19 protein-coding genes and 1 pseudogene are annotated in these 21,940 nt (G+C 57.6%); 7 read left to right on the forward strand and 13 right to left on the reverse strand.

All coding sequences use genetic code 11. From position 1 onward, the window contains the following. Positions 1–32 precede the first annotated feature (32 nt). Together AC50YL_RS25155 and AC50YL_RS25160 are read left to right on the forward strand one after the other, a co-directional pair. Complete coding sequence (locus AC50YL_RS25155; RefSeq protein ID WP_494835592.1) at positions 33–734, forward strand: copper homeostasis protein CutC; 702 nt, start codon at positions 33–35, stop codon at positions 732–734. A 58-nt stretch (positions 735–792) separates the two neighbouring features. Beyond that, the gene (locus AC50YL_RS25160; RefSeq protein ID WP_494835594.1) at positions 793–1,782 is read left to right on the forward strand and encodes an ROK family protein; all 990 of its coding nucleotides are present in this window, start codon (positions 793–795) and stop codon (positions 1,780–1,782) included. 225 nt (positions 1,783–2,007) lie between these two features. Here AC50YL_RS25160 and AC50YL_RS25165 read toward each other — a convergent pair whose 3' ends face one another. Both AC50YL_RS25165 and AC50YL_RS25170 read right to left on the reverse strand, forming a co-directional pair. After that, positions 2,008–2,511, reverse strand: a complete 504-nt coding sequence (locus tag AC50YL_RS25165) for a DUF3600 domain-containing protein (RefSeq protein WP_494835596.1) — start codon at positions 2,509–2,511, stop codon at positions 2,008–2,010. Continuing rightward, positions 2,501–3,064 carry a sigma-70 family RNA polymerase sigma factor gene (locus AC50YL_RS25170; protein ID WP_494835597.1) on the reverse strand — a complete coding sequence of 188 codons (564 nt, stop codon included), beginning with the start codon at positions 3,062–3,064 and terminating at the stop codon, positions 2,501–2,503. The genes AC50YL_RS25165 and AC50YL_RS25170 overlap by 11 nt, the downstream gene beginning before the upstream one ends. A 180-nt stretch (positions 3,065–3,244) precedes the next feature. Here AC50YL_RS25170 and AC50YL_RS25175 point away from each other — a divergent pair, with 180 nt between their 5' ends. Together AC50YL_RS25175 and AC50YL_RS25180 are read left to right on the forward strand one after the other, a co-directional pair. Then, complete coding sequence (locus tag AC50YL_RS25175) at positions 3,245–3,538, forward strand: DUF5316 domain-containing protein (protein WP_494835598.1); 294 nt, start codon at positions 3,245–3,247, stop codon at positions 3,536–3,538. A gap of 413 nt (positions 3,539–3,951) precedes the next feature. Next, a complete protein-coding gene (locus tag AC50YL_RS25180) occupies positions 3,952–8,142 on the forward strand; it encodes an Ig-like domain-containing protein (RefSeq protein ID WP_494835599.1) in 4,191 nt (1,396 codons plus the stop codon). A gap of 235 nt (positions 8,143–8,377) precedes the next feature. Here the strand turns inward: AC50YL_RS25180 and AC50YL_RS25185 are convergent, their stop codons facing one another. From AC50YL_RS25185 to AC50YL_RS25225, 9 genes are all read right to left on the reverse strand, one after another. After that, on the reverse strand, positions 8,378–9,142 hold the full coding sequence (locus AC50YL_RS25185; protein WP_494835600.1) for a sugar phosphate isomerase/epimerase family protein: 765 nt from the start codon (positions 9,140–9,142) through the stop codon (positions 8,378–8,380). 13 nt (positions 9,143–9,155) lie between these two features. Continuing rightward, complete coding sequence (locus AC50YL_RS25190; RefSeq protein ID WP_494835602.1) at positions 9,156–10,283, reverse strand: Gfo/Idh/MocA family protein; 1,128 nt, start codon at positions 10,281–10,283, stop codon at positions 9,156–9,158. 36 nt (positions 10,284–10,319) lie between these two features. Continuing rightward, a complete protein-coding gene (locus tag AC50YL_RS25195; RefSeq protein WP_494835604.1) occupies positions 10,320–11,018 on the reverse strand; it encodes a hypothetical protein in 699 nt (232 codons plus the stop codon). A gap of 35 nt (positions 11,019–11,053) precedes the next feature. Next, complete coding sequence (locus AC50YL_RS25200; RefSeq protein ID WP_494835605.1) at positions 11,054–11,938, reverse strand: HAD family hydrolase; 885 nt, start codon at positions 11,936–11,938, stop codon at positions 11,054–11,056. Next, positions 11,910–13,076 (reverse strand): ABC transporter ATP-binding protein, encoded by a 1,167-nt coding sequence (locus AC50YL_RS25205; protein WP_494835606.1) that lies wholly within the window; start codon positions 13,074–13,076, stop codon positions 11,910–11,912. Before AC50YL_RS25205 ends, AC50YL_RS25200 begins: the two co-directional genes overlap by 29 nt. Positions 13,077–13,089: 13 nt before the next feature. Next, the gene (locus AC50YL_RS25210; RefSeq protein ID WP_494835608.1) at positions 13,090–13,995 is read right to left on the reverse strand and encodes a carbohydrate ABC transporter permease; all 906 of its coding nucleotides are present in this window, start codon (positions 13,993–13,995) and stop codon (positions 13,090–13,092) included. A gap of 27 nt (positions 13,996–14,022) precedes the next feature. Beyond that, positions 14,023–14,973 (reverse strand): carbohydrate ABC transporter permease, encoded by a 951-nt coding sequence (locus AC50YL_RS25215; protein ID WP_494835609.1) that lies wholly within the window; start codon positions 14,971–14,973, stop codon positions 14,023–14,025. A gap of 10 nt (positions 14,974–14,983) precedes the next feature. Then, a complete protein-coding gene (locus tag AC50YL_RS25220; protein WP_494835610.1) occupies positions 14,984–16,456 on the reverse strand; it encodes an extracellular solute-binding protein in 1,473 nt (490 codons plus the stop codon). 77 nt (positions 16,457–16,533) lie between these two features. Then, positions 16,534–17,241, reverse strand: a complete 708-nt coding sequence (locus tag AC50YL_RS25225; protein WP_494835611.1) for a GntR family transcriptional regulator — start codon at positions 17,239–17,241, stop codon at positions 16,534–16,536. A gap of 397 nt (positions 17,242–17,638) precedes the next feature. On the opposite strand from AC50YL_RS25225, the gene AC50YL_RS25230 reads away from it, so the two are divergent. Then, a complete protein-coding gene (locus AC50YL_RS25230) occupies positions 17,639–18,511 on the forward strand; it encodes a DUF6454 family protein (protein ID WP_494835612.1) in 873 nt (290 codons plus the stop codon). 201 nt (positions 18,512–18,712) lie between these two features. Here AC50YL_RS25230 and AC50YL_RS25235 read toward each other — a convergent pair whose 3' ends face one another. Beyond that, entirely contained in the window at positions 18,713–19,600 is an 888-nt protein-coding gene (locus AC50YL_RS25235) for an AraC family transcriptional regulator (RefSeq protein ID WP_494835613.1), read from the reverse strand. Between the two features lie 216 nt (positions 19,601–19,816). Between AC50YL_RS25235 and AC50YL_RS25240 the strand changes: the two genes are divergently transcribed. Further along, positions 19,817–20,572 (forward strand): SDR family NAD(P)-dependent oxidoreductase, encoded by a 756-nt coding sequence (locus tag AC50YL_RS25240; protein ID WP_494835615.1) that lies wholly within the window; start codon positions 19,817–19,819, stop codon positions 20,570–20,572. A 352-nt stretch (positions 20,573–20,924) separates the two neighbouring features. On the opposite strand, the pseudogene AC50YL_RS25245 reads toward AC50YL_RS25240, so the two are convergent. Then, a pseudogene (locus tag AC50YL_RS25245) lies at positions 20,925–21,035 on the reverse strand (acireductone dioxygenase); the annotation flags it as partial. Between the two features lie 230 nt (positions 21,036–21,265). On the opposite strand from AC50YL_RS25245, the gene AC50YL_RS25250 reads away from it, so the two are divergent. Further along, on the forward strand, positions 21,266–21,913 hold the full coding sequence (locus tag AC50YL_RS25250; protein ID WP_494835616.1) for a GntR family transcriptional regulator: 648 nt from the start codon (positions 21,266–21,268) through the stop codon (positions 21,911–21,913). Positions 21,914–21,940: the final 27 nt, after the last annotated feature.

Here is a 21,940-nt window from a genome sequence, read left to right on the forward strand (position 1 = left end):
TTATTCATTAGAATGGGGAGGCGAGCTCAGGCATGCTGCTTGAAGTAATTGCCGTTTGCGGGGACGACGTCGTTCGCGCCGCCGCGGGAGGAGCCGACCGCATCGAGCTGGTGACCGGCCTCGAGGAAGGCGGCATGACGCCGAGCATCGGGCTGATCGGGGAGGCCGTGTCTCTCTCCGCGCTCCCGGTCCATGTCATGATCCGGCCGCACGGCCGTTCGTTCGCGTACGATGCATCCGATCTGCGCGTCATGCGGCGGGACATCCGGGAGGCCCGGCTTGCGGGTGCGGCAGGGATCGTCATCGGCGCGCTTACCGCAGAAGGCCGGGTAGACCGGGCCGCGCTGCTGCCGCTGCTCGAGGAAGCGGGCGAGATGAACGTGACGTTTCACCGGGCGTTCGACGAAGCGCGCGATCTGGACGAAGCGCTGGCGGACGTGCTGACCCTGCCGAAGGTGAACCGGATTCTGACGTCCGGCGGCAAGCCCAGCGCGGTCGAGGCCGCGGACGAGATTGCGCGATTATCCGGCCTGCTGCGGGGCACGCCGGTCCGGCTGCTGGCCGGGAGCGGTCTGACGCCGGGCAACGTGGCCGATTTCTTGCGGCGGACGGGCGTAAGCGAGGTGCATTTCGGTCGGGGCGTCCGGAAGAATATGGCGGCTTCCGGGTGGATCGACCCGGACGTTATACGCGGCATCAAGCAAGCGGCGCTTGAACGGGGCCGATCGGAATAAGGGCGGACATTCCTACAGACATCTGCTGAAGCTGCATCAGGAAAGAGGTATCGAAGCTATGGAAATCATCTATATCGGCATCGATCTGGGCGGGACGAAGATGCTTGCCGCCATCGTGGACGCGGGCGGGCGGCTGATCGCCAAGACCAAGGAGGAAACCCTGGCGGAGCGGGGGGCGGCGGACACGATCAACCGGATGGAGGCGATGGTGAGACGGCTGCTGGCCGAGACGTTCGCTTCTCCGTCCGCCTACGCCATCTGGGGCATCGGCATTGCCGTGGCGGGCATCCTGGACCCGCGGCAGGGAACCGTGGTGCTGGCTACCAATCTGAGATGGGAGAACGTGCCGCTTGGCCGCATGTTCCGCGCGCGCTTCGACTGTCCGGTGCAGGTGATCAACGACGCCAACGCGGCCGCGCTAGGCGAGTGGATGGCCGGAACCGGCGCGGGCGTGAAGGATCTGATCTTCGTCACCGTCTCGACGGGTATCGGCGGCGGCATCATCAGCGGCGGCCGCCTGGTGCTCGGCGCCTCCAACAGCGCGGCGGAGCTGGGCCATATCAGCATCGACCGCCACGGACCGCTGTGCGCCTGCGGCAACCGCGGCTGCATCGAGCTGTACGCCTCCGGCAATTCCATCGCCCGGATCGTCCGGGACGAGATCGCCGCCGGCGAAACGGGCGGCGAAGCGATCTTGCGGCTGGCCGGCGGCGACCCGGAACGGCTGACCGCCGAGCATGTCGCCGCGGCCGCCTCGCAAGGCAGCGCGTACGCGGCGGATAAGCTCGCCAAAGCCGGCGCGGCGCTCGGCATCGGCATGATCTCGATGATCCATCTGATGAACCCGAAGCTGGTCATCCTCGGCGGCGGCGTCTCCCGCAGCGGGCGGCTGCTGCTGGATCCGATGCGGGAAACGGTGCGGCAGTACGGCATCCCCGGCCTGGTGGACGGCGTGGAATTCAAGCAGGCGCAGCTCGGCGAGGACGCCGGCGGCGTCGGCGCTGCTTTGTGGTGGCGTTATGCGGAGCAGCCGGTCTCGGTCGTGTAAGGGCGGCGCGTCGCGGCCGGAGAGAAGCTCCGACATTCGCGTACTGCCAACATTGCAAGTGCATAACTGTAAGCCGGGGCTGCCGAAATTGGCGGCCTTTGCCGCGTTTATAAAGAAGGGAACGCGGCAATAAGATTCAAGCCGCAAAGCTTATGCTGTAAAGCTCGTTGCTACAAGAGAAAGGGACCCGGTCCGCATCGGACGGACGGGTCCTGCTTCATTTTCTTACGGTTTGGCGGCCCCGTTAATTTTCTCGAAGTACGGGGCAAGCCTGTAGGCGAGCTGTGTAAAGCGCTGCTGTTCTTCCTTAGTCAGTTTCTCCTCATGCATGACTCCATTTTCATCGGTGATTTTTAGCTTTAATTGCATTAACTGCTCAGTCAGCACCGTATACTCCTTGAACTCGTCTTCCGTTAGCTTGCCTTTGGCGGTCTGAAGCATTTCCTCGATCTCTTGATAATCCTCCTGCGTACCGCCGTGCTGTTCAATGGTCGCAGAAGAACCGAAAATATCATCGGCCAGATAAGAGGCGGCAAATGCGGCAGACGGAACAAGGATTGCTACTGCCGCAATGCCTGCCAGTATGCGTTTTTTCAGGGGAGATCCACCTCTCTTTTCGTTTGCATAGCGTCGATAGGACTGTCGGACGCGCCCGTACAGGCCGGGAGGGCAGTTCATCGAATCGGCTGCCTGGCGAAGCTCTTCGCGCAATTGCTTGTCAATAGACATACGCGTCACCTCCCGTCATTTTGAATCGTGCTCGGAGTTCTTTCAGTGCCAGATGATGCCTGGATTTCACTGTGCCAACGGGGATGTGCAGCATGGCAGCGATTTCTTCCAGCGTATAGTCGTGAAAATAACGCAGGATGACGACCACTCGCAGTTTGTACGACAACTGACGGACGAGGCTGATCAGGTCATGCTGCATTTCGGACTGCAGAACCGTTCTGTCCGTCCAGTCGAACGGCTCGCGAGTCATCCGGCGGTTTCGTTCAAAGAGGCGAATTCGCCGCCAAGCCTTTCTTTTCCAGTCCTGGACCTGACGCACTGTGATCCCGTGCAGCCAAAATCGGAACGGCCGGCTCGAGTCGTACGTATGAAACGACCGCCACATGCGCAAATAAACTTCATTCACGATGTCCTCGATGTCCTGTTTTCCGCAGACGAGAAAAGCAACCGTCCGATAGACGTCCTGGTGAGTCGCTTGATAGACAAGCTGAAAGGCCGACTCGTCGCCCAACGTAGCTTTTTCAAGCCATGGAAGTAATTCTTTATCATTCATAGAGGCCCCTCCTGAACGTGTTACAACCGTTAATTCGCTCCTGCAGGGAAAAAGGTTCAGTTAGAGAATAAACTTTTTTGATGATACTCGTCTTCAAAGTTCGAGACCTCGATCCGAAAGCGTCCTTACGGCCTCCGAGAGCGTTAGTATGCTATTATAAGGGCAAGGAGGGGGATGGGGTTGAAGGTAGCCAAAATATCGCTCGGCTGCGGCCTTCTGGCCGCCTTGATTATCGCTGCGCTTTCTTTCCTTATCGATCGCGACTTCAGTCAAAAAGCAGCAGGTTATCTGGGGCTTGGTTTGATTATCATAACCGTTATTATAAGCGGGGCGCTCGTATCGGGTGATCGGCAACGGGCAAACGAGCTTACGGAAACCCGCGAAGACAAGCGTGGGAGGAACGCGATTGCGGGCGCGTGTTTCCTTGCCGCTATTCCCGTTTTGCTTCTCTGGGGGTACTTGCAGTTTGTCTGAACGACGTCTTGCGGCGTGGTTGACTGTGGCGGATCTTAGGTGAATGACGATTAGATCGCGAAGCGGAGCTTGCCATGCGGCAGGCTTTTTTCTTTTTAATCGAAATAAAATTTTTTCCAAAGAAAGCGTTTTCCGCAATCAGAACCTCATTTCCGCTTTCAGCACCGGGTTATTGGCGGGTGTTCAGCCGTTTCAGCACCTGTCTCCGGTATTAAAACTATACGGCGCCCGAGCCGTCCGGCTATCATCGAGGCGAAAGCCTTGTTCAAAGGCGCGAAGGAATGGGATGGGGGCGCGGAACAATCGTAAGGCTGACGCAAGGAGGGAATTTAATGAAGGACGCATGCTTGGCGGGTCGATCCGCCAAGCATGGAACCGGGAACGAGCCCGGAACAAAGAGGAGGCCGAGAAAAATGGCAAGGGGTAAGCAAAAGAGGATCGTCAGCTGGTTTCTTGCAGGCATGCTCGCATTTAGCAGCATGCCTGTCCTGCATGCTTCGGGGGAGGAAGAAGTGCCGAAGGTCAATCTATTGGCGGCGGACATGGACAATACCTTCGATGGCGGCACGAGTCCGTTCACGCTCGATACGGCTGGATCCGGAGGCGCGCAGCAGATCGTCCAAATTGGCGGCAACAACGCGCTCGAGATACGCGACGCTTCGGCGGGAGCGAGCACGCCGACCGGCGTGTCGTACCGCCAGACGAGCGGAACGCTGATTTCGCGGATCAATGAAATCTACCGGATGCCGATCGGCAGCGCGCCCGTGGATTTCGTGCTGGAGTACAAGCTCCTGCGCAGCGCGGCCAGCACGAGTCCGGTCAACAAAGACATCTACGCGCAAATCGAGTTCTCGCCGTTCGACGACAATTATTCGGTGCCGCGTTTCCCGATGGGGGCGGCGACGAGCATCACGGGCACCGCGGCGTATACGAATACCGTGCCGAATGAATTGAAAGCGGTTAACGACGCCGATCTGCCCGCTTACAAGTTCCACATCGTGCCGAACGGCGGGCAAAAGCAGATCACGACCTTCAGGCTGTCCTTCAGCGTGCGCGCCAATACCGGCGGCACGGACGAAGCCATCGTCGTCGACGACCTGGCCGTGTACGAGCTGAAGCCGGGCGCGGTCATCGACGCGGAAGCGCCGACGGTGCCGACGAACGTCGCGGCGACGGCGACGGACACGGGCGTAAGCATGTCCTGGACGGCCGCGACCGATAACGTCGGGGTGACCCGTTACGATATCTATCAGAACGGCCTGCTGATCGCGATGGCGGGGGGCAGCGCGACGAGCTACGCCGTGACCGGCTTGACGCCGAATACGGCCTACGCCTACACGGTCAAGGCGCGCGACGCCGCGGGCAATTCTTCCGCGCTCAGCGCGGAAGCGGCCGTGACGACGGCGCCGTCGCATAGCGGCCTGCCGGCGCCGTTCGGCGACCTCGACATCGGCACCGTGCGCATCGCGGGCGGCGCGAGCTACGACGCGGCAGCGGATACGTACAGCGTGCAGGCATCCGGCGCCGACATCTGGGGCACGGACGATGCGTTCCATTACGTCTACCGTCCATGGCAGGGAGACGGCCAGATCGTGGCGCGCGTCTCGGGCATCCAGAACGGCGTGGCCTGGACGAAGGCGGGCATCATGATCCGGCAGAACATGACGAGCCAGTCGCCGCATGCGATGATGGCGGTCTCTCCGGCGAACGGCGTCGTGTTCGAGGACCGGTTGCAGCAGGGCGGCAATTCGATGTTGACGTCGGGCACGGTCGCGCCCGCGCCGTATTGGGTCAAGCTGACGCGCGTCGGCAACGTCATCACGGCGTACGACTCGGCGGACGGCTCGCTCTGGACGCTGGTCAAGCGGGAAACCGTCAACCTGCCGGAGACGGTCTACTTCGGTCTCGCGCTGACGAGCCATGACGTCAATCGTCTGACCACGGCGACGTTCTCCAACGTGAGCATCGGCGCGGTTCCGCCGCCTTCCGCGGACTATTCGCCTTATCCGGGCACGGTCGAGACGAGACGGGAGTGGCTGTGGAACAAAGCCAAAACCGTGTCCGAGGAAGGCGGACCGCTCAATATCGCGCAATATACCACGCAGCTGTACGACAACCAGAACACGGCCCTCAACCTTCAGAAGCTCGACACCTTGTTCCAGACCTACGACGCCGAGCAGTACAAGACGGTGTCCAAAATGTACGCTTATCTGCTGGACGGCAGCAAATTCAGTCCGACGATGATCAATCACGTCAAGAGCTACTTCGCGCAGTACGCCTACGCGCAGCTGCCGCAAACCGAAAACCTGCGGATGAGCAACTACGCGGCGGGCTACCTCGTCGGTCAGTATTTGCCGGACGTCGTCGACCTGAACGGCAAATCCGGCGCCGAACTGAAGAGCATCAACCGCGCCAACATCGAGAACATGATCGACGCCGGGGTGCACAAGGGCTGGGCGGAATACGAGAGCCTGGAATATTCGTTCATGACCTATTTCTGCCTGAACGCCATCTACCAATATACCGACGAGCCGGATTTCAAGCAAAAGGTCAAAATGGCCATGGACGTCATGTGGTTCGAATGGGCGAACGACTGGATCAACGACGCGGGCACGATTCTGTCGTCGACGAGCCGCTCCAAAGGCGACGGCAGCTCGGCAAGCGGCCCGACGTGGCGGGGCGCGGACCATTCCGCCTTGTCCTGGATGTATTTCGGCCAGAATCGGGCGCAGCAGGGCATCGGGGAATCCGATAGCCTCGTGCCGGCAGCGTACCGGCCGTTCCTGGAATACATCGGCCTCGTGGTCGCGCCGTCGATGACCTATTCGCCGCCGGACATGGCGCTCGAGATCGGCCGCGACACGAGCAAGGATTATTCGTCGCGCAAGACGAACCTGCAGAACTCGAGCGGGCGCGGCATGAAGGTATACCGTCAGGCATTCGTGAAGCCGGCGTGGGGCCTCGCAACGGAAGTGACGTATAACCGCGTCGACAACTGGATCGAGAACATGCAGGCCGTCCTGCGCTGGCAGTCGCCGCAGCCGGACGCGCTGTTCCGGGTCAACGCCGACCAGAACGGCAGCGCGATCGGTAACTACGATCAGCCCGAGAGTCACCGCGTCATGCAGGACGGCAGCGCCGCGATCGCCGTCTACAAGTCGCTCGGCGGCGCGAACGCGACCGACAATTATTTGAACGCCCTGTTCCCGGACACCGGCTCGATCGCGACGCGCCAGGAACAGTCCGGCTGGGTGTTCAACGATACGGGTTCGATGTATTTCGCATTCAAGATGATCAAGCCGTATACCTGGTACCACCAGTCGACGACCGACCCGGGCAACAAGGTCAAGACGAACGCGTCGACGCATCCGACGGCCAGCCTGTACAACGACTATAATATTTTGCGCAGCCGCGCGGACAAGAACGGCTGGGTGCTGGAGACGGCGGACGCTTCGGACTATGCGGACTTCGCGAGCTTCAAGAACGCGGTGCTCACGACGACGTCGGTCGACAGCACGCACATCGACGAAGCCAACCCGCGCCTGGTCTACACGAGCCTCGGCGGGGACACGATGGACCTGACGTTCGACCAGGCCTCCGGCTCCTACGCCGGCACGCACAAAATCAACGGCACGCCGATCGACTACGCGTCGTTCAAGCTGTTCGACACGCCGTGGCTGCAGCAGGATCAGAATTCGGATCTCTTCACGGCCACGCGCGGCGGCGAGCAGTTGGCCTATGATTTCGCGAACTGGACGGTGACGAGCAGCAACGATACCGGACCGGTACCGGTAACGGGCGTCGCTCTGAACAGCGCGTCGCTGTCGCTCTCGGCCGGCCAATCCGCGAACCTGATCGCGAACTTCCAGCCGGTGAACGCGACGAACAAGACCGTCGCATGGACCTCGAGCGCGCCGGCGGTGGCGTCCGTCGACGCGACCGGCAAAGTGACGGGGGCCGGTCCGGGCACCGCAGTCATCACCGCGACGACGGCGGACGGGTCGTTCACGGCATCCTGCACGGTTACGGTAGCGGTACAGCCGTTGTTCCAAGAGAGCTTCGCCGCCGGACTCGGCAATTGGGACCTCTTCGGCAGCACGGCCTGGACGGCGCAGGGCAGCGGAGCCGCGGCCAAGCTAACCGGATCCACGACGCTGACGGGACCGCAGCGGGCCGTCGTCAAGTCGAGCGCGCTTCCGTACGGCACGCAGGATTTCAGCCTGTCGTTCGACGCGGCTTCCAACCGTTTCCGGACGATGTTCCGGTACAGCTCTTCGACGAGCTACTATTTCCTCGAGTTCAAGGATACGAAGAACGTCGAGATGTGGAAGTATCCGAATTCCTCGACGCCCGCGCAGGTCGGAGCGACCATCGACATCGGCGCCGCGATTCCGGGCTTCGATATGACGGAGGAGCACCTCTACAACCTGACGGCGGTCGGCAGCCAATTCACGCTGACCATCGACGGAGTCGAGGCCGCGACCTTCGGCGATGCGTCATTGACGAGCGGCGGGATCGGGTTTGCGCTCAAGAGCGTCGGCGCGTCCGTCAGCCTCGCCGTCGATCAAGTGACGGTGATGCCGGTTATCGCGGACGGCGCCTGAAGTCCGTGATCTGACGAAACACGGAAACGGGACCTCGCGCAGGGGCTAAGGGCTGTCCCGAAAGTCGATTCGAGATTTTTTTCGACCGAATGACAAACGAATTGCGATGAGAAAAGGACCTCGACTTCCACGTTGCAGTGGAAATCGAGGTCCTTTTGCGCCCACATCGGGCAGTTTCCTTTGTCGGTTGAATGCTTTCGGGACAATCCCTGCATTCAGGACGAATGGACGGCGCTTAATCGGCCCAGTCGCTGAGCGCGCGATAGCTGATCGCCAAGCTGTCGAACGGATCTCCCGGGCATACGTCCTGCTCTACCACGTACCACTCCACGCCGGTCTCGCGGCAGGCTTCCAGAATGGCCGGCCAGTCCAGATTGCCCTCGCCGATCTCCGCGAACGTATTCGTATCATTCACGATCGCCATATCCTTCAGATGAACGACCTTCATCCGTCCGTCGACCTTGCGAACCCAGTTCACCGGATTAGCGCCTCCGGCTTGCACCCAGAACAGGTCCAGCTCGAAGCCGACATGCGCGGCGTCCGTCTCGTCCAATAGCCATTCCAGACCGGTTTTGCCCGCCATTTTCTCGAATTCGAACTTATGGTTGTGATAGATCAGCGTAAGACCTGCCGCCGACAGCTTTGCGCCGATTTCGGACAGCGTCCGGGCCATCACTTGATAGCCGCTGAGGCCGGTACGATAGGCCGGAGGCATCGACCCGATGCCGACATAACGGCTACCCCACGAATGATGAACCTTAATCACATTGTCCAAATCCTGCATGAGCCAGTCAAACGGAACATGCGTCGCGCAGATCGTCAGTCCGTGTCGCTGGCACATTTCCAGTACGGTCTCCGGCGCGATCGGACCGATTCCCGACACTTGTACCGCATCGTAACCGATCGCCTTGATCTTTTGCAGCGTTGCGTCCAGATCCTCGGCGGTTTTCGTAAAGCTGCGCACGGTATAGAGCTGCGCGGCGATTTGGTTCTTTTTCATATGGGAAACACTCCTAAGCTTGATTTGGTTGAAAGCGGGATTCCGCGATACGTTTGTCCAGCTCTGCCTTGTGCAGATTCTCGTCGAAGGGCAGCTCGACCCAGTCATCCAGCCAGGTGGACAGATGCATGGCGTTGGAGAGGGTAAGCCCATGGATCCCTTCTTCGCCGGGAGCGACGAGTTCAGCGCCGTGCAACACCGCATCCGTGAAATTCTGTACGAGACCTGCATGCTCCGGGCTCGGCCCTTGATCGGGCAGCTCGATCTTCCAGACCTCCGGCGCGCCGAAGGGGCGGGTGTTGCGCGCATTGAAATCGCGCTCCGATTCGCGCAGCCGCCAAAAGGTCATTTTCTCGTCCGCGATGACGATCTTGCCGCGGTCGCCCGACACTTCGAGCCGGTTCGTGCCCGGCGCTTCCGACGTCGACGTGACGAACACGCCCGTTGCGCCGTTCGCGTATTCCGCGTAGGCGGTCACTTCATTCTCGACCTCGATGTCGCGGTGTTTGCCGATCTGGCAGAAAGCGCGAATCCGCTTGGGCATCATGCCGATGGTCCAGTGCCACAGATCCAGCTGGTGGGGACATTGATTGATCAGGACGCCGCCGCCCTCACCGCCCCAGGTCGCGCGCCAGGTGCCGGAATTGTAATAAGCCTGCGAGCGGTACCAGTTGGTAATGATCCAATTGGTGCGGCGGATTTCCCCCAGCTCGCCGGAAGCGACCAAGTCGCGGAGCTTCCGATAGAGCGGGTTCATCCGCTGATTATAGACGATGCCGAACTTGGTGCCGCTCTTCGCGGCCGCCTCGTTCATTTCGCGTACCTGTTTGACGTAGACGCCGGCCGGCTTCTCGACCAGCACATGCATGCCTCTGCCGAAAGCGCGAATCGCTTCCGTCGGATGGTCGTAATGCGGCGTAGCCACGATGACGGCATCCACGAGACCGGAATCGATCATCGCCGCCGCATCCTCGAACACCTGCACGTTCGGCAGCTGCGCGCGGGCCAAGTCGCGTTTGGACTCGAACACGTCGCATACGGCCGTCAGGACGGCTCCTTTAATCTTGCCTGCCATCAGCAGCTTGATATGTCCTGCGCCCATATTCCCGATCCCGATAATTCCATAACGAAGCGTACTCATCGATATCCTCCATTCCTGCAGCTTGATGCGGAGCAATTATTGTTGCGGTCTTAGAAAAACAACGCCGACCTTGGCGGTCGTGATGTCGGCCCGATCCGGACCCGGCACGTATTCGTTCATGCGGACGTCGTACATGTCGGCCAGACGGTTCAGCCCGTCGAAAGCGACGATAGCTTCGCCCCGGATAGTGCCGTGCAAAATCAGCTCCACGCCGATCGGATCGTGAACCTTCTCGTTCTTATCCCGAATGGTGCCGCCCATATAGGCTTCGTATTCGCCGGTGCATCCGCAATACGGACATTCGTCGATATACGGATGGAACTGCTTGGGACGGTCGACCTCATAATGCACGCTGGCGGCCACTTGGTAATAGCGGCCTTCCGAGGTTTCGACGGGATTGCCGGCGTGCAGCGGCGCGTAATAAAACCGCAGATGCACGCAGTGATCGTGGCTTCTGGAGCCGTCCGGACCGAGGCGCACCGGCTGAAGGCCGCGTCGGCGGGCGAAGGCGTCGCAGCCCTCTGCCGAATGCGCATAGCCGAAGTCGTTGTACATGTCGGTGCAGGCTTCAAGCTGCTGCATCACGAGCGTAATCGCAGCGCGGTAGCTTAGCGCCAGCGACTCGTGCACCAGCACCCAGATATTGGGGTAGCGCGGAGCGGAGCTGGGGAAAATCGTTCCCGGCGGCAGCACATAGTCGGGCAAAATCGCAGCATCGGTTTTATTGATCATCATTGTCGCATCTCCTTGAACTTGAGTATTCGTTAGTATTATTTCGTGCTTGGCCAACCGTGTCCCGGCGGCCAGGTGGACTCTACGAAATCGATTACGTCGAGCAGCGCCGATTTCTCGTTGCTGCGGGCGAGCACATGCGCGGCGGCGGCCTTGACGACCGGATTGGCATTCGCGACGGCAAAGCCGTTACGCACAGAGCCGATCATCTCCAGATCGTTCAAATTATCGCCTACGACGGCGAAGCCGTCCGCTTCAGCATCGAGCAGCCGGATCATCGCCGATAACGCGATGCTCTTGTTGATTCCGGGAGGCAGCACCTCCAGCAGCTCGCTTTCGGAGCGCACGGTGTTCAGCGGAACCGCGGCGGCGGCTTGCTGGAAGCGGATAAGGTCCGCTTCGGGTCCAAGCAGCATGAGCTTGGTCACTTTGTCGGAGACGGAATCCATCCACTGCGGCGGAGCTGTCTCGATCACGACTCCGTCCTTATGCATTTGCTTTTTTACTTGCTCGGAGAGCACCTCGCTGAAGCTAAAGATGCCCTCCCGATGGAACAGCAGCAGATCGAGCTGCCCGGCGTTGTCGGCCTCCTCGTACATGCGCATCACATGGCGGACCGAGGCAGAATCAAGATAATGTTCCGACAGATACGCGCCCGTGACCGGATCGTAGATGCGGGCGCCGTTAAACAGGATGACGGGCGAAGTGATATGAAGCAGCGAGATGAACGGTTGAGCCGCGCTTAATGTTCTTCCCGTCGCGAACGTGAAGCGTCCGCCCGATTCCGTGAAACGGGCGATGCGCCGAACGAGCTCGGGCGGAATTTGTTGTTTGGAATCCAGAAGCGTACCGTCCAGATCGGAGACGATCCAGCGGATCGGGGTGCTCTGTTGATTAGAGGGAGTAGGCTGCTTGTTTAACAAAGGACATATCTCCTGTTTCGCTTGATCTCGGCTGACCGCTCGCGGCGAAAAGCCGGAGGTTCTCGCCCGATTCCCGGTCGAACAAATAATAATCGACGTTCAACCGGAGAGCGATTTCTTGTTGTTCATCGAGCGCTTCGGTCATATCGGCATACAACTTGATGGCCGTATTGCCGATCCGGATATGGACGAGCCGTTCTCTTCCGGTAAATTCAACCGATGCGACGCGTCCTCTTACATCGGTGTCCCGATACTGGTCGGCGGACGTAATCAAGGAAACCTGATGGGGGCGAAAGGCAAGCCGCATCGGTTGATCCTGACGCAGCGCGCTGAAGCCGGAGCCGCCGTTCACGGGAATCGCCTGGCCGGTCTCCGTGATCAGCAGACAGCCGTCGGTGCGCCAAGTGCAAGCCAGGTCGTTCATTGCGGGCATGCCGAGGAAATTCGCGACGAACCAGTTGGCCGGCGCGTTGTACAGCTCCAGCGGCGTTCCGATCTGCTGCAATTGGCCGGCGTTCATCACGGCGATTTTGTCGGACATGGAGAGCGCTTCTTCCTGATCATGCGTCACCATGACGGTCGTAATGCCGAGCTCTTTCTGCAGCCGCCGGATTTCCTCGCGCATATTTCCCCGCAGGTTGGCGTCCAGGCTGGACAGCGGCTCGTCGAGCAGGAGCAGCCCCGGCCGCTTCACGACCGCGCGGGCGATGGCCACGCGCTGGCGCTGTCCGCCGGAAAGCTGGCTAGGCTTGCGGCGCAAATAATCGCTCATCTGCACCATGCGCGCCGCTTCTTCGGAGCGCTCGATCCGCTCTTTGCGGCCGACGCCCATATTTTTCAGAGGAAACTGTATGTTTTTGGAAACGTTCAAATTCGGATAGAGTGCGGAATTCTGGAACACCATGCCGATTCGCCGATCCTTCGGCAGCACGTTGTTCACGCGGTGCCCGTCGAACAGGATATCGCCCTGCGAAGGCGGGAAGATGCCCGCGATCATGAGCAGCGTGGTGGACTTGCCGCAGCCGCTCGGGCCGAGAATCGTCATCAGCTCGCCGTCCTGAACCGATAGGCTCAAATCCTTGACGGACGGCGCTTCCGCATCGTAGCGTTTGGACACATGCTGCAGTTCAATGCGCATGACGAAGCCTCCTTTACATTTTCATTCTCATCAGCGCGCGCTGGGAGAAGAAGTACAGAATCAGACACGGCAGCATGTAGAAGCTGCCCACCGCCATCACGACGCCGTAGCTGGCCGTGGACGTTTCCGAGAACAGGCTTCGGACGATCAGCGAGAGCGTATTGATATTGTCGTCGAACAGGAATACCGAGACCATGATATACTCGCTCCAGCCGCTCAGGAAAGCGAACAGGGAGACCGCCACGATGCCCGGCCAGACGAGCGGCAGATAGACCGCGACGAACGTCTTGATCCGGCTGCTGCCGTCCACGCTGGAGGCCCATTCGAGCTCTTTGGGCACCTCGTCGAAGAAGCCCTTGATGATCCAGGTCGACATGCCGAGCCCGGCAAAGCCTTTGAGCAGAATGATGCCGCCGAGCGTATTGATGAGCCCCAGCTCGTTGAGGATATAGAAGGCGGCGATGAGCGACGTCACGGCAGGGAAAGCATGGGTGAGCATCGTGGAATGCAGCAGCCCGTTTCTTCCCGGGAAATTGCTGCGGGATACGACATACCCCGCCATTAAGCCTGCGGACACCTCCAGCACGGAGGAGCCGACGGCGATGATGAGCGTATTGCCGAATATGCCCCAGATGCTCGGGTAAACCATGCCGTTGACCCTGAGCTCCGACCAGAGAAAGCTCCAGTTCTGGAAGGTGAATCCATGCGGCAGAATGCCGTTTACCATCTCGTCGCCGAACGAGATCAGAATGAGCCAGACGTAAATAAACAGCAGCGGCAGGGTTATGACGGTCAAGAGTACGATCGACAATAGATTGGGCAATCCCTTGAGACGGCCGCTGCGCGCTGGCGGCGTATAGCTCGCCGATCGGACCGGACGAGCCGGCAGCGTGTCGGCTTCAACCGTTTTGCTAAGCATGATGCACTTCCCTCCCTTCGCGGCCCGTCAACGGGCGCCTCCCATTAGTTTGCGGAAGCCGAACAACCGGTACGACACGACCATGGCAATGACGATGATCGGCAGAATAAACAGCGAGATGGCCGAGCCATAGCCGAAATCCAGCGTGAAGAATGCCGTATGGAACGCATACAGCGCCCAGGTTTCCGAGTGGTTGTCCGGCCCGCCGTCGGTCAGCAGCAGAATGGATTCATAGCTGGTCAGCAGGCCGAGTCCCTGCCAGACGGCCAGAAAGGTCAGCGGCCAGCGGAGGAACGGGATGATCAGCTTCCACAGCATGCTCCATTCGGTCGCGCCGTCCACGCGGGCGACGTAGAAATACGATTTGTCCACGGCCTGCAGCGCGGAGGAGAAGACGATCATGGACAGGGTGGAGCCCATGACCCCGGACAGCAGAATGTTGATCAGCAGCGGATATTTATCCAGCCAGGCCACGGGCTCCGCGCCGTACCACGCATGCATGAGCGTATTCAATACGCCATATTTACTCGGGCTCAGAATCCAGGTCCAGAGCAGCGCTTCGACTACGCCCGGCGATACGCGGGGGAGCAGCCAGATCGTTCTGAACACGGAGCCGACCGTTTGATTGCGAACATAGTGGGTCGTCGTCACTGCAATGACGAAGCCCCAGCCGATCTGGATCACCAAGGTCGATACGACGAACAAGACCGTATTGGCGACGATGAGCCCGACCTTGGGATCGATCAAGGCTTTGCGGAAATTCGTCAGTCCGCTGAAATCCCAGCGCAGCGCGGCGTCCATGGAGGTGAAGGCGATCAGGATGACAATGACGGCGGTAAAGGCAAACAGGACGAATTGATTAAATAAGAACGGGCTCAGCATCAAGCCCGAAGCGCCATGTTCTTTCAGCTTGCCCCGCAAACCCCCAGCTTTTTGCTGGGGGAATGGCGGTTTGGTATCGTTATGCATCGCGTTCATGCGGTCCACGTCACTTTACCGTAAATTTGTCGAGATTGAGTTTCATTTGTTCTTCCATCAACTTCACGGTTTCTTCGGGGCTTTTGCCGCCGGCGATGTTCTTGATGGCGTCCGTGTAAATTTTTCCGAACTTCGGCTGGTCGGGATCGTTCGGAATAAATTTGGAGTAGTTGATCAAGTAGCTGTTGGCGCTCAGCCATGGATCGTCCTTGATCAGCTCCTGGCCTTCCTTCGTAAACGGAAGATGCGAGCTTTGTTCGTCATGCTCCTTTTGCAGCTCAGGTGCGCTTACATAGGTCAGCAAGCGTTTGGCCAGCTCCGGATACTTCGTATTCTTGCTGACGACGTACGTCCACGGACCGGATACGGTGACGGGCTTGCCGCCTTTTTCCGTCGGAGGCATCAGCATGGCACCGACATTTTGCATGATGTAATCCGTCGACACGTTGCCCTGCGTCTTCTCCATGCCGCGCGTTCTCCACTTCGCTTCGTCCCAGACGCCGGCGGTCATGAACATCGTCTCGCCGTTGATCATCGCCTTCAGGTTGTCGTCCTTCGGCGCTCCGAGCGCTGAGGTCGTCAAGACTTTGGAATCGAGCAGGCCTTTAAGCCATTTCAGCGTATCCGTCATATGCGCTTTATCGAGGATGTATTCGGCTTTATCCTTGTCGTACATTTCCACGCCGTGGCTGTAGAAGAGGAGGGCCAAGTCGCTCTGGCCGGTGGTTGGCACGAAACCGTTCTGAACGATTTTCTTATCGACCGCTTCCTTGGCGATTTTGTCCATGTCGTCGATCGTGAATTCGCCCTTCTCGGCCTTGTCCGGGAGCGAGGCGATCTGCTCGTCCGTCCAGCCAAGCTTCTTCAGCGCAGGCTTCCAGTAATAGACCGGGCGGGCTTCCGTGTCCTGAATGACGCCCCAGATGCTCTTATCCCAGGTCACCGCGTCCCAGTAGCCGGGGATCTGGTTCGCGAATACCGGATCTTTCTCGATGCCGTTCAGATTCAGCAGGTAATCGCCGTCTGCCATCCACCCGATGTTGGAGAACGTCGTGGCATAGATATCGGAGGCATTGCCGGATTTGGAGGCGAAGATGAAATTCTGCTTGAAGTCCTCGTCTGCCAGCGGCTTGACGATGGCGTTGACCTTCACCCGCTGCTTGGAATTTTCCTTCTCCAGCTGGGCATTGAGCATATCGGCAGCTTTGACGAAGTTGTTCGCCCGGGCGGGAGCGGAGGAATCCGGCGTCATGACGTCGATCGGCACGACCTCCACGTCGCCCGTCGCCGAGACGACGTTCACCTTGGTACCGCCCGTGTCGATGTCGGAGGCGGCATTCGGATCCTGGTTGGCGCCTACTTGCTTCGTATTGTCGGTGTTCGCCGTATTCTGCGTCGCTTGCCCGCAGCCGGACAGCAGCAGGGTCAACGCGGCAGCGGCGGCGGCGGTGTATTTCCATTGAAACGCGGGCTTGTTGTTCAAGTGGCATTCTCCTTAGGAAAAATAGTGGTGACCAACGGAAACGACGGCGATAAAGCCATACAGCCGTAAAGCGGCATTCAGGTGCGCCTGACGAAGAACCGGATCATATCGTTGCGCATGAAATCGTACGAGAGAAACACCGGCGCCCCCTTGGCGTCGTAATGGACTTGAATGAATTTGAGCAGAGGGGAGTTGCTCATCTTCAGACGGTATGGGAGCATGTCCTCGTCCGTCACGGCGCATATTTCCATCAGCGCCTCCGCAATCGCGATGCCGTACTTTTGATGCAAGCATTTCGTCAGCGAGCCGGGTTCGAATTTCTCCGGAAAATCGGCCCCGACGATGCTTTGGGGCAGGATGTTCTTGGAGTAGACCACCGGCTCGCGGTTGGCCGTTCGTATCCGGTCGATGACGAATACGACGTCCTGGCTGCTCAGGTCGAGCAGCTGAATCTCCTGCGCGTCGGGCTTGCGTTTGAAGATTTGAACCTCCAGATCGCCTTCGGTGAGATTGGCGTTCCGGATCAGCTCGGTGATGCTGGAGAAGCGGTTGATGGTGCTTTTCATATGCTGGCCCTGCCGGCGGACGTAATAGCCCGAGCCCTGAATGCCGTGGATGCGCCCGAGCTCGATCAGTTGCTTCAGCGATCTGCGGATCGTTTCACGGCTGACGCCGAACCGGCTGCACAGCTCTCTCTCCGTCGGCAATCTCTCGCCTTCAAGAAAGAGTCCTTGATCGATTTCCTTGATGAGAACGGTACAGATATCTGAATAACGATTTGTCATAACGGGTTCCATTTGCTCCTTTGCCGTGGCCACAACCAAGGATGATCGACCTGTAATCAGCATAAGGCGCGAGTGTTAGTCCGGAATAAATCAACATGCGAAGAATGCTAACGGCAGGTTAAGCTTCGGTTAATTGGTCTAGATGAATTTCCGGTTATAGCTGGACGATAGGCCTCCATGACAAGGAAAACGGCGATTTCTTGGACGCGCGCGGCCGAATGCGATTCGAAATTGGTCTAGAACAATTATGGGCAGCGCCGGGAACATCGCGGACGTATCGATACTTCGGCGACGGCGGGCGGTTGGACAACGCGCGAACCCGATCTATAATGGAGGCAGGTCGGCGCGACGACAGACCGTTGACGCCTGCATTTCGCTTCGGGAGGACATAAGCACGATGGATAATCAGCTCATCGCCGCGTTCCGGCGACTTACGCGCGGCACGCGATGGGAACTGCGAGACAGGATCGATCTGCAATTCAACAATCATCACGCGCAAGGAATGGTTCGCATCGGTGAGCTGTTCTACCTGTCCTCGGTCGAGCTGACCGAGTGGCCGGTTCGCTGCGATACGCCGCAGAACGGGTATGACCGTTCGCCCGGCCGGGGAACCGGGCATCTGTTCGTCTTCGATCGGCGAGGGAGGCTCGTAGAGGACAAGGAGCTGGGTGAGGGGGATATCTACCATCCGGGCGGGATTGATTTCGACGGGGAGCATCTGTGGGTGCCGGTCGCCGAATACCGGCCGCATAGCGAATCGATCGTGTACAAGGCGGATCCGAAGACGATGCGCGCGGAGGCGGCGTTTCGCGTCCGCGATCATATCGGGGGCGTGATTCATGACGGCCGGAACGGGACGCTGATCGGGAACAGCTGGGGTTCGCGCAGGTTCTATGAATGGAACCGGGCGGGAGAGCTCCTGCGATCCAAGGACAACGCGAGCCACTTCGTGGATTATCAGGATGCCCAATACGCGGGCGGCGGGAAGATGATCGCGAGCGGGATCTCCGAGCTGCCGCCGCATCCGGCGGGCGGCCATGCCGGGCCTTACGAGCTGGGAGGCTTGGCCTTGATCGATCTGGATACGCTGGAGGCGCTGCACGGGGTGCCAGTCACGGCGTTTTCGCCGCATGGACATGTCATTACCCGCAATCCGGTGTTCCTCGAGGAAGCGGATCAAGGACTGCGGCTGTACGCGGTGCCCGATGACGACGAGGGGGCGCTGCTCGTCTACGAAGCGCATTTCCCCTCAGGTAAAATTAAGTCTTAGGCTGGAATCGTGGATTTTACGCGGTATTTTGGGTTAGGGGATCGGCAGCTTTTAACGTACGTAATAGGTGATTGGATATGTAATATAATGAGAAGGACGTAGCCCAAGCGAAAGCGCGGGAGCGTTCTTTTTATTGTACGCTATCACTCACCGTGAACAGCATTCTACAGGTGTGAATTGTACAAAAAAGATGCCAATGATCTAATTCCTCGTGCTTTCGATTCGTCTTAATTTCTCCGTGTGCCGAGCTGGAGATGAACCGAAAAAACGGGCGTACTCTCGATTAAACTGTGAGGGACTTTGATAGCCGACCTGATAGGCGGCACTGGCAACGGAATAGCCCTCGAACGCAATGAGGTTTCTAGCCTCCAAAAGCCTTAATTGCTTTTGAAATTGAATAGGACTTAAACCAGTTGCCCTCTTAAACTGACGGTGAAAGGTATTTACAGCCATGCCAGATTTCGACGCCATCTCACCAATGTCTATTGGCCTCATAAAATTTTCGCGAAACCATGTTACAATGCGGGAAATCTTGGATAAATCGCTTTCCCGCAGGCCAAATTGCCTCAGATGCCATCCTTGTGGCCCCATCAGCACGCGATAAAGGATTTCGCGCTCATAAACCGGTGCAAGAGCCGGAATATCTCTTGGCGTTTTCGATAATCGCAATAAGCGCAGCCATGCCTCCATGAATGCACTGTCTATTTCACAAGCAGCGAAATGCTCAGAAGCAGGCAGGATTAGATTTTCAGGAAGATCTCTTAATAGACTCTGAAACACATGCTGATTCAACCTAAGACCAAGGGACATGTAAGGACGGCCATCACGGTCTGAATGTACGCTCGCCGTTGCAGGAACATGTACCGGTAACACGTAATAGGATGGCCCCTTCAGGTCAGTGCTGCGCTCCCCGATGGAAAGAATCTTCGTTCCTTGAACCGTAAAGCCAATCATCGGTTCGTAGAGCGCTGCGAGTTGATGTGCGGGAATGTCTCCCTTAATCATAGTTAGCCCCGATACTCCGGTTTCAAGCGGCCGAGTGCCTGCGCTTTTCATTAGATCGATAATTTCATCGAGGACATTATTCATACACTTATTTTATTACACGACCTCATTTTCCTCAACACCACTCTGAGATATTTCGGCATTTTTAGGCACTTCTTGTGGCAGATATACAGGATAATCCGCTTTATTCGAAAGGATCTATGGTGCTTTTAGGCAATCATAAGGCATGATTAGATCTATTTTATTTCGGCAGACACGACTAAAATGGAATCCAGAACGAACACAAAAAGGAGAGATCTTATGAAAATTGCATTAGTAACAGGTGGAAGTAACGGCATTGGAAAAGCGACGGCCCTTGAGCTTGGCAAGCGCGGAATAAGCGTCATTCTCACATACAACTCCTATAAGGACCGAGCGGAAGCTGTCGTCAAGGAAATTGAGAAGAATACGGGAGTTCGGGCATTAGCACTGAAGCTGGATCTGACTCGAATCTCAGCATTCGAAGGCTTCGTTCTGGATGTGAAAAAGGGCCTCGAAGAAATTTGGAACAGAACGACTTTTGATTACTTAGTTAATAATGGCGGCATTGGCGGGCCAATGATGTTCACTGAAATGAGCGAAGAATACTTCGATAATATTCTTAATACGAACTTCAAAGGTCCGATTTTTTTAACGCAACAGCTTATCGGATTCATGAATGATGCCGGAGCCATCGTAAATACGACGAGTTCATCCAAGAACCAATCCTTCCCGGGATACTCCGCCTACGGCTCGTTAAAAGCTGCATTCTCCACCTGGACTCGCTACATCGCCAAAGAACTTGCCCCTCGCCAAATTCGGGTCAACGCCGTTTCTCCCGGTCCTACGCACAGCAATTTTGGCGATGGAGCATTCGATAAATATCCTGAATTCATCAAGCCGCTGGCGGAGCAATCTGTATTTGGCAGAATCGGCCAACCCGAAGATATTTCGAAGGTCATTGTAAACGTATTGTCCGATGATTTCAGCTGGGTTACGGCCCAGGACATTGAAGTGTCCGGCGGACATTTGCTTTAAGAATGGTGTCCATTTGAGCAACGACGATCGGAAGAGATAAAAAGGGGTGTTCCATCGTCATTTTCATGACTTGAGGTCAATTTGGTTTTCCGTAATATGTGTCACAATCTAATGCTTTAGCCATCAGTTCCCCGGATCGCGTAACTCTTGCCGCAGAAGAAAAAGGAGACCTATCCGCAGTCGCAGACAGGTCTCCTTTTTCGTTGTTTTTGTTTAAGAGAGCGAAAAGCATTGCATAAGGTGACCGAAGGTCGGTATGGAGTCGGAGAAACGAAGTGTTCGCCTTTGTAATCTGATTTCAACCGCTAATTCGAAGACCCATCCCGACCGCAGGTCATGCTTTTCCATGCTATTACGCGAACGTCGGATCTTCGATGTTGTTCGCGATCCAGCCGTCCTTCTCGATGAACAGACGAACGGCGATGATTTCGCGATTGTCCATCAGCGTGAAGAAATGCGCCGTAGATACTGATGTAGATTACACTCATGGCGGCTAACCTGCCCGTTTCGCGCCGCCGGTAAGCGTCTATTACTTTATTTTTTGTGATTACTTTTATTTCTCACTGAACATCAGGATGACAAATTTCTACAATAAAAACGGTTGTGGACCCCGGGAACAACCCCTATAATAAGAGCTACGCACAACATTATCGATTATCGATAATCGATAATGTTGAAAGGAGCAGTGACGTCATGAGCGGCAGTCAGGTGGATTATCCGAACAATTCGATCAGCGAACACGTGTATGCGGACTTGAAGAAAGACATTCTCGCCGGCATCCTTCAGCCGGGCGCCCGCCTGATCGTCATGGAGATCGCGGGGAAATACCAGATCAGCCAAGCGCCGGTGCGCGAGGCGTTGGAGCGGTTGAAGCAGGAAGGCCTGATCACCGGCATTCCGAACAAAGGCTCGGTCGTCTCCACGATCACCGCCAAGGAAATCAAGGACATCTTCGTCCTCCGCGAGATAATCGAAGGGTTCGCCGTCCGGCAGTCGATGCCGTTGTTGACGGAAGAGGACTACGGTTACCTTCATCGCGTCATCGGCGAGATGGAGGTCGCCAACAAGCAAAAAGAGATGCTGCGCATCCTGGAGCTGGACATGGATTTCCATGCGTTCTTCTACAAACGCTGCGACAATCACGCCATCCTGGAGCTGTGGAACCATATGCGCACCAAAGTCATGCGGTTCATGGCCATCTCCAATCGCCATTATACGACCGAGGTGCTGGCCGAGTGGCATCTCCTGCTCATCGAAGCGCTGCGCTCGGGCGATGCGGACGCGGCCGAGGCCGCGTTCATCGAGCACATGCATGCGTACAAGCTCATCGATTTGGATTAGCGGCAACCATCCTTTCATAAAGGGGAA

Source organism: Paenibacillus sp. J22P277, assembly GCF_059383675.1.

Coding starts and splice junctions, on each gene's coding strand:
- AC50YL_RS25155 (WP_494835592.1), top strand. CDS start 33: ATGCTGCTTGAAGTAATTGCCGTTTGCGGGGACGACGTCGTTCGCGCC.
- AC50YL_RS25160 (WP_494835594.1), top strand. CDS start 793: ATGGAAATCATCTATATCGGCATCGATCTGGGCGGGACGAAGATGCTT.
- AC50YL_RS25165 (WP_494835596.1), bottom strand. CDS start 2,511: ATGTCTATTGACAAGCAATTGCGCGAAGAGCTTCGCCAGGCAGCCGAT.
- AC50YL_RS25170 (WP_494835597.1), bottom strand. CDS start 3,064: ATGAATGATAAAGAATTACTTCCATGGCTTGAAAAAGCTACGTTGGGC.
- AC50YL_RS25180 (WP_494835599.1), top strand. CDS start 3,952: ATGGCAAGGGGTAAGCAAAAGAGGATCGTCAGCTGGTTTCTTGCAGGC.
- AC50YL_RS25185 (WP_494835600.1), bottom strand. CDS start 9,142: ATGAAAAAGAACCAAATCGCCGCGCAGCTCTATACCGTGCGCAGCTTT.
- AC50YL_RS25190 (WP_494835602.1), bottom strand. CDS start 10,283: ATGAGTACGCTTCGTTATGGAATTATCGGGATCGGGAATATGGGCGCA.
- AC50YL_RS25195 (WP_494835604.1), bottom strand. CDS start 11,018: ATGATGATCAATAAAACCGATGCTGCGATTTTGCCCGACTATGTGCTG.
- AC50YL_RS25205 (WP_494835606.1), bottom strand. CDS start 13,076: ATGCGCATTGAACTGCAGCATGTGTCCAAACGCTACGATGCGGAAGCG.
- AC50YL_RS25210 (WP_494835608.1), bottom strand. CDS start 13,995: ATGCTTAGCAAAACGGTTGAAGCCGACACGCTGCCGGCTCGTCCGGTC.
- AC50YL_RS25215 (WP_494835609.1), bottom strand. CDS start 14,973: ATGAACGCGATGCATAACGATACCAAACCGCCATTCCCCCAGCAAAAA.
- AC50YL_RS25225 (WP_494835611.1), bottom strand. CDS start 17,241: ATGACAAATCGTTATTCAGATATCTGTACCGTTCTCATCAAGGAAATC.
- AC50YL_RS25230 (WP_494835612.1), top strand. CDS start 17,639: ATGGATAATCAGCTCATCGCCGCGTTCCGGCGACTTACGCGCGGCACG.
- AC50YL_RS25235 (WP_494835613.1), bottom strand. CDS start 19,600: ATGAATAATGTCCTCGATGAAATTATCGATCTAATGAAAAGCGCAGGC.
- AC50YL_RS25240 (WP_494835615.1), top strand. CDS start 19,817: ATGAAAATTGCATTAGTAACAGGTGGAAGTAACGGCATTGGAAAAGCG.
- AC50YL_RS25250 (WP_494835616.1), top strand. CDS start 21,266: ATGAGCGGCAGTCAGGTGGATTATCCGAACAATTCGATCAGCGAACAC.